At 62.8% G+C, this 13,084-nt stretch carries 7 protein-coding genes; 5 read left to right on the top strand and 2 right to left on the bottom strand.

Features of this window, described 5'->3' with window-relative positions; all coding sequences use genetic code 11:
- Positions 1-66: 66 nt before the first annotated feature.
- Positions 67-942: a DMT family transporter gene (locus IB241_RS21580; RefSeq protein ID WP_192300229.1), complete on the bottom strand. Its 876-nt coding sequence runs from the start codon at positions 940-942 to the stop codon at positions 67-69.
- 97 nt (positions 943-1,039) lie between these two features.
- On the opposite strand from IB241_RS21580, the gene IB241_RS21575 reads away from it, so the two are divergent.
- The 3 genes from IB241_RS21575 (at position 1,040) to IB241_RS21565 (ending at position 3,411) form a co-directional block, all read left to right on the top strand.
- Complete coding sequence (locus tag IB241_RS21575) at positions 1,040-1,828, top strand: AraC family transcriptional regulator (protein WP_192300286.1); 789 nt, start codon at positions 1,040-1,042, stop codon at positions 1,826-1,828.
- 71 nt (positions 1,829-1,899) lie between these two features.
- Positions 1,900-2,202 (top strand): PsiF family protein, encoded by a 303-nt coding sequence (locus IB241_RS21570; RefSeq protein ID WP_192300228.1) that lies wholly within the window; start codon positions 1,900-1,902, stop codon positions 2,200-2,202.
- A 195-nt stretch (positions 2,203-2,397) separates the two neighbouring features.
- Entirely contained in the window at positions 2,398-3,411 is a 1,014-nt protein-coding gene (locus IB241_RS21565) for an AI-2E family transporter (RefSeq protein WP_192300227.1), read from the top strand.
- A gap of 141 nt (positions 3,412-3,552) precedes the next feature.
- Here the strand turns inward: IB241_RS21565 and IB241_RS21560 are convergent, their stop codons facing one another.
- Positions 3,553-4,821, bottom strand: coding sequence for an Hsp70 family protein (locus IB241_RS21560; RefSeq protein WP_192300226.1), 1,269 nt, complete (start codon positions 4,819-4,821; stop codon positions 3,553-3,555).
- Positions 4,822-5,057: 236 nt separating this feature from the next.
- Between IB241_RS21560 and IB241_RS21555 the strand changes: the two genes are divergently transcribed.
- Both IB241_RS21555 and IB241_RS21550 read left to right on the top strand, forming a co-directional pair.
- Positions 5,058-5,996 carry a DnaJ C-terminal domain-containing protein gene (locus IB241_RS21555; RefSeq protein ID WP_192300225.1) on the top strand — a complete coding sequence of 313 codons (939 nt, stop codon included), beginning with the start codon at positions 5,058-5,060 and terminating at the stop codon, positions 5,994-5,996.
- Between the two features lie 85 nt (positions 5,997-6,081).
- On the top strand, positions 6,082-13,023 hold the full coding sequence (locus tag IB241_RS21550) for a dermonecrotic toxin domain-containing protein (protein WP_192300224.1): 6,942 nt from the start codon (positions 6,082-6,084) through the stop codon (positions 13,021-13,023).
- The last annotated feature ends 61 nt before the right edge of the window (positions 13,024-13,084 follow it).

The following is a 13,084-nucleotide window of genomic DNA, read 5'->3' as shown; positions in this document are numbered from 1 at the left end:
GACTGTTACACCGTATTCGCGAGCAAGCCCGCTCCCACACAAGCCCGCTCCACATGTTGATCGCGTTCAGGCCGCTCTGACCGGCGTGGTCCAGCGCTCCGACAAAACCACCCCGCCCAGTGTCAGCAAGCCCCCCACCAAGTGATACAGCGCCAACTCTTCCTTCAGCACCACCGCCGCAATCAGCGCCGTGATCAACGGCAGCAAATTGAAAAACAGCGTGGTTCGGCTTGGCCCCAGGGTCTTCACCGAGTGCATCCACGCCAGCGGCGCCAGCATCGAAGCCAGTAGGCAGGCGTACAACACCAGCGGAATATTCGCCCAGCCCAGCCCGGCCTTTTCCGAGAACACGAACAGCGGAAACAGCACCACCACCGCCACCAGCACCTGCAAGTACAGCAACACCAGTGGCGGCAGGCGCAGTTGCCATTTTTTCAGCAAGGTGCTGTAGACCGCGTAGGCCAGGGTAGCGACCAGCATCATCGCATCGCCCAGGTTGACCCCATGCTGCAGCAACGCACCGAGACTGCCGGACGACACCACCACGACCACCCCGGCAAACGACAGCACGGCTCCCGTGAGCGCGCCGTAGGTCAGGCGCTGGCCGAGGCTGATGATCGCCGCGGTGAGCGCCATCAGTGGCATCAGCGACAGGATGATGCCCATGTTGGTCGCCGTGGTCAGCGACGCGGCGTAGTACGCCAGGCTTTGGTACACCGCCATGCCCAGCACGCCAAGGATGCCGATCTTGCCCAGGCTCGGGCGGATCTGCGCCCAGTGGGCGAGCACCGGCTTGAGCATGAAGGGGGTAAACAGCAGCGCCGCCAGCAGCCAGCGGTAAAAGCCGATCTCCGAGGGAAAGATCGAACCCACGGCCAACTTGTTGACCACGGTGTTGCCGGCCCAAATGAAGATGGCCAGCAGGGGATACGCGTATTGCATTGAAAGAAACCAGGTGTGTTGATGAGGGGCGATTATCCCTTGTCTGGATCGCAGCCTATACTGCGATCCGGACAAATGACTGATGTATCCAGACAACATGGCCAAGCACAACGTACGCCTCCCGGATTTCCCCCAACTGCCGAGCCCGGTGTACTTCCGCTATTCGGATTTTGCCCCCGATACCGAATGCACCCCGCACCGGCACGGCTGGGGCTCGCTGGATTACTCCGCCAGCGGCGTGATGCGCATGGAGGTGGCCGGCAATCGCTTTATGTCGCCACCGCAGTACGCGGTGTGGGTGCCGCCGCACACCGAGCACAGTTCTTACAACGCCGAGGCGATTGTCTACCACTCGGTGGGGCTGGCTCCGGCGCTCTGCGCGCAACTGCCGCAGCAACCCTGCACCCTGGCGATCAGCGACATCCTCAAGGCGATCCTCAGCGACTTCGCCCGGCGCGACGTGAACATCCCGCAGAGCGAAGCCGACACCCGCCTGGCCCAGGTGCTGGTGGACCAACTCAAGCAGGCGCCGATCCACAATTGTTTCTTGCCCTACGCCCGCCATCCCGGCCTGCTCGGTGTGCTCGAAGGCATGCAGGCCGACCCCGGCGACAACCGCCCGCTGGCCCACTGGGCGGCGCAAGTGCACGTCAGCGAACGCACCCTGGCGCGCCAGTTCGTGCGCGAGTTGGGCATGAGCTTTGGCGAATGGCGCCAGCGTCTGCGCTACCTTGCGGCTATCGAGGCGCTAAACAGCGAACACAGCGTGCAACACGTGGCCTTCGACCTGGGCTACAGCACTGCCTCGGCCTTTATTGCGATGTTCCAACGCCACGCCGGTTGCACCCCGGAGCAGTACCGGCGGACCACGATTCGTGGTGGGTGAAGATGTAACAGGGTTTGACTACACTGCAGGGTAGGCCGTGCCCCTCGGTACGGTAACAGGGAGAAAACTCCATGAAGATGCTGCGAATTCCGTTGTTGATGATGGGCCTGCTGCTGTGTTCCCAGGGCTTTGCCGCCACGGCCCAGCAAAACAAGATGACCACTTGCAACGCCGAAGCCACCACCAAGACCCTCAAGGGTGACGAGCGCAAGGCGTTCATGAAAACCTGCCTGTCGGCCCCGGCGGCCAATGACGCCAAGACCCTGACGCCGCAGCAGCAGAAGATGAAAGACTGCAATGCCTCGGCGAAGACCAAGACGCTGACTGGCGATGCGCGCAAGACCTTCATGAGCACTTGCCTCAAAGGCAGCTGACAGCGCACATACCCTGTGGGAGCGGGCTTGCTCGCGAAAGCGGTGGGTCAGTCAACAAATCTGGCGACTGATACACCGCTTTCGCGAGCAAGCCCGCTCCCACATTGACGGTGTTCACAATTTTCAGAACTCTCGCTTGATTCCCTCAAGGCTGGCAGACTGCCCATCCTTTCACGCCGTTTGTTTTGAGGCTGTATGCCAACGTTTTCTCAGCGTCCTGTGTTGTTGCTGGCCAGCTACATCATCATTTTCGGCGGTTTGCTGCTGGTGCTGCCACTCAAGCTGCTGCCCAGCCTGTTGGCCGGCCTGTTGGTGTATGAACTGGTCAACATGCTCACCCCCCAACTGCAACGGCTGATCGAAGGCCGGCGTGCGCGCTGGTTGGCGGTGGCCTTGCTCGGCACTTTGATCGTCAGCGTGTTGACCCTGATTTTTGCCGGGGCCATCAGCTTCCTGCTTCACGAAGCGGAAAACCCCGGGGCCTCCCTCGACAAATTCATGGGCGTGGTCGACCGCGCGCGCGGGCAGTTGCCGCCGTTTATCGACGCCTACCTGCCCGCCAGTGCCGCCGAGTTCCGCGTGGCCATCGGCGACTGGATGAGCAAGCACCTGAGCGAACTGCAGCTTGTGGGTAAGGATGCCGCCCACATGTTCGTCACTCTGCTGATCGGCATGGTGCTCGGCGCGATCATCGCCCTACAGCGCGTGCCCGACCTGACCAAACGCAAACCCCTGGCCGCCGCGCTGTTCGACCGCCTGCACCTGTTGGTCCAGGCCTTTCGCAACATCGTCTTCGCCCAGATCAAGATCGCTGCGCTCAACACCGCCTTCACGGCGGTCTTCCTCGCCGTGGTGCTGCCGTTGTGCGGGATTCACCTGCCGCTGACCAAGACCCTGATCGTGCTGACCTTCCTGCTCGGCCTGCTGCCGGTGATCGGCAACCTGATGTCCAACACGCTGATCACCATCGTCGCGCTGTCCCTGTCGATCTGGGTGGCGGTGGCGGCGCTGGGGTATTTGATTGTGATCCACAAGGTCGAGTACTTCCTCAACGCGCGGATCGTCGGCGGGCAGATCAGCGCCAAGTCGTGGGAGCTGTTGTTGGCGATGCTGGTGTTCGAGGCGGCGTTCGGCCTGCCGGGGGTGGTGGCGGGGCCGATTTATTATGCGTATCTCAAGAGTGAGTTGAAGCTTGGAGGGATGGTTTAAGGCTTGTGTTGCCTGGGCTGGCCTCTTCGCGGGCAAGCCCGCTCCCACATGTACTGTGTTCACAAGTCTAAATGTGTAAACACCGTAAATGTGGGAGCGGGCTTGCTCGCGAAGGGCGCGCCGCAGTCTTTCAGCTAAAACTCAGTAGCCGTACCGCTTGCTCGCCTCAATCGCCAGACCACTGCCGATACTGCCAAAGATATTGCCTTCCACATGCCGCGCCTTCGGCAACATCGCCGAGATGCTGTGGCGCAGTGCCGGAATCCCGCTGGAACCGCCGGTAAAGAACACCGTATCCACCTGCTCCACGCTCACCGAGGCGTCGTTGAGCAACTGCGTCACGCTGCCGCGCACACGCTCCAGCAAGGTGTCGATGGACGACTCGAACAGCGCCCGGCTCAGGTCCACGCTCAGGCCCGCTTCGATGCGGTCCAGCGCAACGTGGCGGCTGTCTTCGTGGGTCAGCTGGATCTTGGTTTCTTCCACTTCCATGGCCAGCCAGTGCCCGGCACGTTCTTCGATCAGTTTGAACAGGCGGTCGATGCCGCCGGTGTCTTCGATGTCGTAGCGCATGCTGCCCAGGGCCAACTGGGACTTTTGCGAGTACACCGAGTTGATGGTGTGCCAGGTCGCCAGGTTCATGTGGTGGCTGGTGGGCATGTAGGCGCCGCTCTTCATGCGGCTGCCGTAGCCGAACAGCGGCATCATGCCGTTGAGCGAGAGCTGCTTGTCGAAGTCGGTCCCGCCGATGTGCACACCGCCGGTGGCGAGGATGTCGCTCTGGCGGTTGTCGTTGTGGCGACGGTCCGGCGACAGGCGTACCAGGGAGAAGTCGGACGTACCGCCGCCGATGTCGACGATCAGTACCAACTCTTCTTTGGCGATGGTCGACTCGTAGTCGAACGCGGCCGCAATCGGCTCGTACTGGAACGAGATGTCCTTGAAGCCGATCTTGCGCGCCACGTCGACCAGGGTGTTTTCGGCTTCCTGGTCGGCCATCGGGTCGTCATCGACGAAAAACACCGGGCGGCCCAGCACCACTTCTTCGAACTCACGGCCGGCGTTGGCTTCGGCGCGGCTCTTGAGCTGGCCGATAAACAGCGCCAGCAGGTCGGTGAACGGCATCGCCGTGCCGAGCACGCTGGTGTCGTGCTTGATCAGCTTGGAACCCAACAGGCTCTTGAGCGAGCGCATCAGGCGGCCTTCGTAGTTTTCCAGGTATTCGTGCAGTGCCAGGCGACCGTACACCGGGCGACGCTCCTCGAAGTTGAAGAACACCACCGACGGCAGGGTGATCTTGTCGTCCTCCAGCGCGATGAGCGTCTCCTCGCCGGGGCGAATCCAGCCGACGGTGGAGTTGGACGTGCCAAAGTCGATGCCGCAGGCACGGGCCGGGGATGGGTTGTTCATGTCTATCGGGTTCCGGTCGAAAAACGGCCGCGCAGTGTATGCCAGTCGGCGGCGGATGCGTAGGCCGGCTATCTGTAAATACGCCTTGAAAGTTCAGGATTCGCCCCCACATCTGCTGCATACGGCGAATGCCGATAACACTTTGACGCACCCCCTGGCCACAAGACTCAACAGGTGCAAACCAGCGCACGTTGTGCCCCGGCTGTGCGATCTCGATTAAGGAAGGTGAACCGCCGATGGATTTCAAAGACTACTACAAGATATTGGGCGTAGAGCCGACGGCCGACGACAAGGAAATCAAGGCGGCCTACCGCAAGCTCGCGCGTAAATATCACCCCGACGTAAGCAAGGAAAAAGACGCCGAAGCCAAGTTCAAGGACGCGTCCGAAGCCTATGAGGCGCTCAAGAGCGCCGACAAGCGCGCCGAATACGACGAGCTGCGCAAATACGGCCAGCATGGCCAACCGTTCCAGGGGCCACCGGGCTGGCAGAGCCGTGGCGGCTTTGGCGGCGGTGGCGGCGGCGAGGACTTCTCGGACTTCTTCAGCTCGATCTTCGGTTCGCGCGGCGACGGTTTCGGCGGCGGTCAGCGCCGTCCTGCCGGGCGCAAGGGCCAGGACGTGGAGATGCAGCTGTCGGTGTTCCTGGAAGAGACGCTTTCTACCGAGTCCAAGCAAATCAGCTTCCAGGTGCCGCAATACGACGCCTCGGGCCGACATGTGAGCAACACCACCAAGAGCCTGAACGTGAAGATCCCCGCCGGCGTCGCCGACGGTGAGCGCATCCGGCTCAAGGGCCAGGGTGCACCGGGTATTGGCGGGGGGGCCAACGGTGATCTGTACCTGATCGTCAAGTTTGCGCCACACCCCAAGTTCGAGGTCGAAGGCGAAAACCTGGTGATTACCCTGCCGCTGGCGCCGTGGGAACTGGCGCTGGGTGCAGAAGTGGCGGTGCCGACCCTGACCGGCAAGATCAACCTCAAGGTGCCTGCCGGCAGCCAGAACGGCCAGCGCATGCGCGCCAAGGGCCATGGCCTGTTGAACAAGAGTGGGCAACGCGGCTATCTGTATATCCAGCTCAAGGCCGTGATGCCTAAGGCGGCAGACGACGAAACCGTCGCCCTGTGGCAGGAGTTGGCGAAAAAGGCCGCGTTCAACCCTCGGGAAAACTTCTGAGGTATCGGCCACCGCGCTAACTATCTAGCGCGGCTCGCTCATCCGGGCATGGTGTGCTGACGCTCCCAATCAGAGGAGCGACACCATGCCCGAAACCACCCCTTCCACGGCGCAGCCACACCCGCCGATCTCCCGCAGCCTGCACGGCGACTTCATCGAACAGTCCATTCCCGACTGGCTGATCAACGCCACACCCGAACGCCTTGCCGCTTTCAAGGACGCCCCCGCCGAACCACCGCCGTGGTACCGGCAGGCCACGTTGGCGCAGCGCCAGGCCTTGCACACGCAAACCCTCGCCAGCTTCACCGCACAGACCCGGCTGGACCAGGCCATGGCGGGCCTGCAGAGCGTCGACGCGTTTGCCAGGCCATTGCTGGTCAAGGCCTTGAAGGATCAGTTCAGCGTCGAACTGGACGTTGACTCGACATTTTTGCAACTGCGCAAAGCGGTAGAACTGGGCATTCTCGGCATCGATGTCGCCAGCTACGACGTGCTCAAGCTGCCGCTGCTGCAGGCGGCGCTGCATAACTTCGAAGCGTCAGAGTGTGAGGCCGATACCTTCCATGAAAGCTCGGGGTTCATCGAACAGGACGCCGCCGACGGCACATTCAAGGCCGTCACCACCCCGTTGACCGTGACGCAATTCACCCGCTTGTGTCGCCGCCTCGACATCGGCTCGCAGTACCAGGCCTACCTCAAGGACTACCTGTACCCCAAGGATGGCGTGGCCGATTACGTGCTGCGCGACAAATTCATCGCCGCGCAAAAAGCGGCCTTGCGCGTGGCCGCCGAAATCGCGTTACTCAAGCAAGACATCGAACCTCGCGACTACCGCATGATCCTGTCGGTGACAGGCGGCGAGCGGTTGCCGAACGTAAATGGCAAACCCGTCTGGTTCCGTGACCTGGGCCTTATGAAGCACCGCATGACCGGCTGCGTGCTGTTTGTGATCAGCGACAAGTACAAGTACACCGACGAGTGGCTGCTCTACATTCCCAACGACCCGCAGGCCCCACTCAAGCGCTACAGTGGCGACGCCATGAAGCATGCGTTCAAGCAGCGCTTTACCGAACGCGATGCCAAGGCGCCGAACGACGGCAGCCCAACGCTGTACCAAAGGTTTTTCAGCCGCTTCGTGGGCTATGCCGACCTCCCCGATTATTTCAGCCAACTGACCCAGGCCACCCCCGACCCTTCGTTTGCCCACAAGGCGGCGAGCTATGCACCGGTGTTCAACGAGATCGCCAAGGGCTTCAATCCGTTTGCCGTGTTCACCGGCATTCGCGATCTACCGCCACAAGCGCCGGGTGCCCGCGAAGCCAACCCTGATCCGTTCCTGGCGCCCGTGGATTTGCCTCGCGCAGGCCATGGCCTGTGGGCCGACAATATTGACCTGTGGACCTACCTGTACGATCAGCATCGCGCCAAGGCCATCGCTGATGCCCGCGCCCATGCGGTCCCGACGGCAGATGTGGACGCCCGGGCCCGCTCGCAGAAGTTCGCGAGCCTGCTCAACATCGGCATGTTGCTGTTCACGGGGGTATCGATGTTCGTGCCCGGGCTGGGCGAACTGATGCTCACGGTGATGGCGGGGCAGTTGCTGTACGAAAGTTTTGAAGGCGTGCTGGAGTGGAGCGAGGGCGACCGCCAGGCCGCCAAGGCCCACCTGCTGGATGTCGCACAAAACCTTGCGTTGCTCGCCGTGACCGCCGGTGCGGGTAAGGGCCTGGCCAAGCTGGTGGCCGCCAAGGCCACGCCGGTGATCGAAAACCTCGAACCGGTAACCCTGCCCGACGGCCAGACCCGGTTGTGGAAGCCGGACCTCAGTGGCTATGAACAAACCGTCAGCCTGCCTGACCATGCCAATGCGCAGGGGCAATATCGGGTCGATGGCAAAACCTTCATCCGCATCGATGGCAAGGCCTATGAACAGGCCTGGGACCCCGCCCAGCGACGCTGGCGCATTCGCCATCCCAGCGACGCCAGCGCCTACCAACCGTTGCTCAGCCACAACGGCGCCGGTGCCTGGCGCCATACCCTGGAGCGCCCTTTGAGCTGGGACCGTCTCACCCTCTTGCGGCGCATGGGCCCGATCACTGAGGGGGCCAGCGATGAAACCCTGCTCAAGGCCGCCGACCTCAGCGGTATCGATGACAACGCATTGCGCAAGATGCACCTGGACAACGCCTTGCCGCCGCCGGCACTGAGTGATGCCTTGCGGCTACTGGAAGCAGACCGTGATGTGGCCCAGGTGCTGGAACAACTGGGCGGCGCACGGCCGATCAATGGCCGTTATTTCTACAGCCTGCCGCTGGTGACGCAAATGCCCCGCTGGCCGCTGGGCCGGATGTTGGAGGTGTTCGAGGGCCCGCAGTTGAGCGGGCCATCCGTCAAGTATGGCTCCGAGCACCGGGTGCCCGTACGCCTGCGCAAGGCACCGATCCGCGTGAGCCGCGCCGAAGTGCTCGGCGGTGAATTGCCCCAGCGCATCCTGGCGCAGTTGGACGAGTCGGAAGTCACCCATCTGCTCGGCGGCGAAGCGGCGCGGGTGGTCAGCGCCAGGCCCAGGGAGTTCAGCAAGCAACTGGTCGACTTCGCCCGCACCCGCACCTCGGCGATCTTTGACAGCCTGTACAACGGCACTGAGCCGCGCTCGCCCTGGGTCGCCCGGTTGCAACGCGAATGCCCCGGCCTCAGCGACACGGCGGCGAAAACCGTGCTGGCCCAGGCTGATGGGGCAGAGATCACGCGGATGCAGGCGAGTAACAAAGTGCCGCTTCGCCTGTTGGAGCAAGGGCGCTGGTACGCGCAGCAAGGTCAACTGACCCGGGCGCTCAGCGGTTTGCACTCTGAACATATGGCCTCGGCCGATAGCCGCCACCTGGCCCTGCACACCCTGGCCAAGTTGCCTGGCTGGCCGCAGGGGCTGCGCCTGGAGGTGCGCGAGGGCAACGTGGCCGGCGCTCTACTCGATGCCATCGGCGATGAAGGTGCCGCCAGCCGCAAATACCTGGTCAAGCGCGGGCCAGGCTATCAGGCGTTCGACGAGCGGGGCGAAGCCCTCAACAGCGTCACGGCCCAGGGCGACAATTTCTTTGCGTCAGTCATGCATGCCCTGCCGGACAGCGCGCGCGGCGCCCTTGGCGTACCCGAAGTGAACCAGCATGCCGCGTTGCAGCGCACGATCAGCGAGTTCGCGGTGAATCACGCCCAGGAGTCGGCGCGGATTGTTTCCGGGCGCATGCGTGAGCAACCCTGGTTCAGGCCGCCGCAGCGAATCGCCGCAAACCTGCTGGGTTACCCGGCGAGCGGGCGCGGGGTGGGCGAGGCTCCCGATCTGACGGCGCGGGTCCGGGCCGTGTATCCGCAGTTGACCAACGACCAGGCCGACGGCTTTATTTTGAAGCAGATGATCGCCAACAAGACCGATCGTGAGATCGTGCACCTGCTCAATGAACGCCAGCGTGAGTGGCAGGCCCTGGAGGCCACGCTGGATCAGTGGGTCGCCGCTGAACCGGACACCCTCTTCAGTCGCAGCATTTGGGGCCGGTCGTACGTGGCCGAAGACATCAAGCATAGTTGGCAAAACGCCCCCTTGGCTGAATTGCCAGGCTTTGCCACCCTGGAACTGCGTTGCAACGATGTGCTGCCGGCGCTGACGGCAGATTTTTCCCATGTGCGTGATCTGACCATCGCCGGCCCCAATGTGACAGATGCCAACCTCGAGTCGTTGCTGCGCACTTTTCCTGGCGTGCAGCGTCTTGAACTCAAGGCCGTCAGTGCCCCGTTCAAACGAGTCCCCGACGCTCTCGGCACGCTGTCCAAACTGACCGACCTGAGCATTTCAACCGGCGATGCGGCGGCCCCCCTTGCTGACAGTGAAGTGGCAAAACTGGAGCGGCTGACGCAATTGAAGTCGCTGTCCCTGTACCGTGTTTTGGGGTCTGCGCGCGAGTTCGACGTGAGTGCAATGACCCAGTTGCAGCGGTTGAAGATCTCCAAAGGGTTCCTCGGAACCTTGCCCAAAGGCGTGCTCGGGCTGCCTCATCTGGGACGCCTGGACCTCAAGGACATGGTCATCCGCCGCTTGCCGGATGAACTGCTGAAACCGGGCCATGAGCGCGTATGGCGCGGGCTTTCCCTCAACTGGTCGTTGGTGGAACGCGACAGCTTGCGTGCCGCCTATGAGTTTCTCAGGGCTCAGCCCGAGCATCTGGTCGACGAGGAGGAAATGATCAGGGAGTACTGCCACGCCGAGCTGGATCGGATCAGTGCGCAAACCCGTCCGTTCGTGAGCTTGGCGTTGGAGTTCGATCGGCAATCAGCCTTTCGCTCTGCGTTTTTCAATCATTTTACCGGGGCCCGCGCCCGGTTCCAGGCGGTTGAGGCGCTGCGCCAGGAACAGGCTGCGCTCAATGCCAGCCTGGAGGACTGGAGGCGCAGGAATCCGTCCCATGAACGTGTGGTAGAAGAGTTGCGTACCCGCTGGTGGGAAGGGTTGCTGCCACGCTTCGGCGCACGGGGTTCCACCGCCCTTGAGTTGACTGACCTGTCTGTCGCTGATCTGCCCATCCTGCCTGAGGACGGCTTCACGCATATTCGCTCGGTGAACCTGCGCGGTTTGCGTGCCCCGCTGGCGCAGGTGCGCGAATTTGTCCGTAGCTTTGGCCAGGTACGCAGCCTTGATCTGAATGACAGCGCACTGACGGAACTGCCCTTTGAGGCCGCCGACCTGCCGATGCTGGAAAACCTCGACCTCGGCAAGAACCCGCTGGTCGCCCTGGACGTCAGCGGCATGCACCGTCTCAAGGCACTGGACCTCAGCGGCAGCGGCGTGCGCAGTTGGCCCAAGGGGGCCGAGCAACTGGCGCAGTTGGGCTATCTGGACCTGCGCGACAGCGCGATCACCGCGTTGCCCGCCGAGGTGCTGGCGCAGGATCGGATGCTGCTCGTGCTGAATGTGCATGGCTTGGCATTGGATGCACCGACTCTGCGCGAATTGACCCAGGCGATGTCACGCGTCGAACGCGTGCGGGGGTTGCCAGAAGGCACACTGGCCCGATTTGCCGGCGAAGCCGAAGAGACGCCTTACTTTCCACCCCTTGAAACGGCCCTTAGCGTCTCGCGCGACCTGTTGCCGATGGCGCCGCCGGCCCTGGGCGAAGGGGCAGCGTGGCGTGAGCAAAGCCTGCAGCGTATCCAGCCGCAGTTTTCCATCGGGCAGGTGCGTGCTGGCTTGGCTCAACTGCGTCTTGCGCTGCAGTCGGACGCAGCCATTGACGCTCGGCTCATCCAGGCAAACCAGGCCCTCGACACCATGACCCAAACGCTTAACGGCTGGCTGTTCAGCCATCGCTCCAGCGGTCTGGGCTGGCAGATATCATCCGAAAGTCGCGCCCTGGCGGCGGCGAGAATCATTGACTGCTGGCGCCTGGGTGCACTGGATGGGCTCGGCCTTGCGCCGTACAGCCTCGACCTTAAAGGTTTGCAAGTCGGGGACTTGCCAGCGCTGGCGGGCGATTTCTCCCATGTGGCGCGCCTGGACCTCACAGGTGTGCGGCTTTCGGCGCAGGGCTCCAACGCTTTTCTGCGGGCGTTCAGCAATGTGCGTTACCTCACCCTCGACGGCCAACACCTGGCGACGTTGCCCGAGGCGGTCGCCGAGATGACGCAGTTGGATCGACTCAGCCTGGCGAGTATCGAACTTAGCGATCCTGCCCCTCTCTACCCGACCCTGCGCCAACTGCAACACCTTCGCGTGCTGGACCTGGGCTACAACAACCTGCACGCCTTCAGCGTTGAACAGTTTGACCACCTGGAAGAGCTGAACCTGAGCCAGAACCTTCTGGAGCGCTGGCCGGCGGGGGCGCTGCAAGCGCCGCGTCTGCGTCGCCTCAACTTGAGCGGCAACGAAATCAACGATATTCCTGCACAAGCCCTGGAAGGCGCGCATGACGCGTTGATGGCCGGTACCGACATCAGTGATAACCGCTACCTGTCGGCTGCCAGCCTCCAGCGTTTGCGGGACTACGGCGATAGGCGCGGGCTTGATCATGTGCTGGGCATGACCCCTGAGGAACTCGAAGGGGACAGCGACGATGAACCGGAACTGGACCAACCCGACGAAGTGATCTCCGAGGACGAAACCGCGGCGATCCCCGAGCAACTGGCGCCCTGGCTGGAGTCCGTGCCCGCTGCCGAGGTGCCGGGCCACCGTGCACGCTGGCAGCGCCTGGCAGACGAACCGGATAACGCGGAGTTTTTCCACCTGCTATTGCGCATGCAGGATACGCGGGAGTTCACCCAGTTCCGTGCCGACTTGACCCGCCGTGTATGGCGCTTGCTGGAAGCCGCCGAGGGCGATACCGAATTGCGCCAGACACTGTTCAGCCTGTCCGCCACCCACGACACCTGTATTGACGGGCGTACGCTGGCGTTCAGCAACCTGGAGGTCAAGGCCTTCGAGTACCAGGCCCTGCGCGAGATCCCGCCGGGCCTGGCACAACGTGGGCGTGCGTTGTTGAACCTGTCGCGACAGTTGTTCCGCCTCGGCCAGGTAGAGCGCCTGGCCGATGCGTCGTTGACGCGCGGGGCCGATGCGGCCGAGGTGCGCCTGAGTTACCGGATCGGTTTGACCAACGGCTGGCGCGACGGCTTGCCTTTGCCGGGGCAGCCGCGCTACATGGCGTTTGCCAGGCCGGTCGAAGGGGAGGTTCGGGCAAATGCGCTGCGCGAAGTGGAACAGGCCGAGACCACGGAGCAGTTCTATGAAGAACTGATCTCACGGGAGTATTGGGTGCGTTACCTGGAGGAAAAATACCCGCAGCCCTTGCGTGAACTGCAACGTCAGTCGGAGGCTGAACAGGAGAAAATCGAGGAGCAATATCCAGGCTACTCCAGCGAAGCCTATATCCAGGCCCTGCAAAGCCTCGAAGTCGATGGGGCCCTGGCGCGCAACCAGAAGCTGTTGGAACTCTCGCGCCTGGAGGAGCGCGCGCTTGCCGCTCCCGCCCGTCCAGGCCCCTGAGCAGCACCTCGCAGGCGCAACCGACGGGTAGATAGTTAGCGCCGCCGGCCCGAACACGCGA

The organism is Pseudomonas sp. PDM05 (assembly GCF_014851685.1).
GTDB lineage: Bacteria > Pseudomonadota > Gammaproteobacteria > Pseudomonadales > Pseudomonadaceae > Aquipseudomonas.
The sequence above is the reverse complement of the archived record's forward strand: the minus strand, read 5'-3'. Positions and strand labels throughout refer to the sequence as shown.

Coding starts and splice junctions, on each gene's coding strand:
- IB241_RS21580 (WP_192300229.1), bottom strand. CDS start 942: ATGCAATACGCGTATCCCCTGCTGGCCATCTTCATTTGGGCCGGCAAC.
- IB241_RS21575 (WP_192300286.1), top strand. CDS start 1,040: ATGGCCAAGCACAACGTACGCCTCCCGGATTTCCCCCAACTGCCGAGC.
- IB241_RS21570 (WP_192300228.1), top strand. CDS start 1,900: ATGAAGATGCTGCGAATTCCGTTGTTGATGATGGGCCTGCTGCTGTGT.
- IB241_RS21565 (WP_192300227.1), top strand. CDS start 2,398: ATGCCAACGTTTTCTCAGCGTCCTGTGTTGTTGCTGGCCAGCTACATC.
- IB241_RS21560 (WP_192300226.1), bottom strand. CDS start 4,821: ATGAACAACCCATCCCCGGCCCGTGCCTGCGGCATCGACTTTGGCACG.
- IB241_RS21555 (WP_192300225.1), top strand. CDS start 5,058: ATGGATTTCAAAGACTACTACAAGATATTGGGCGTAGAGCCGACGGCC.
- IB241_RS21550 (WP_192300224.1), top strand. CDS start 6,082: ATGCCCGAAACCACCCCTTCCACGGCGCAGCCACACCCGCCGATCTCC.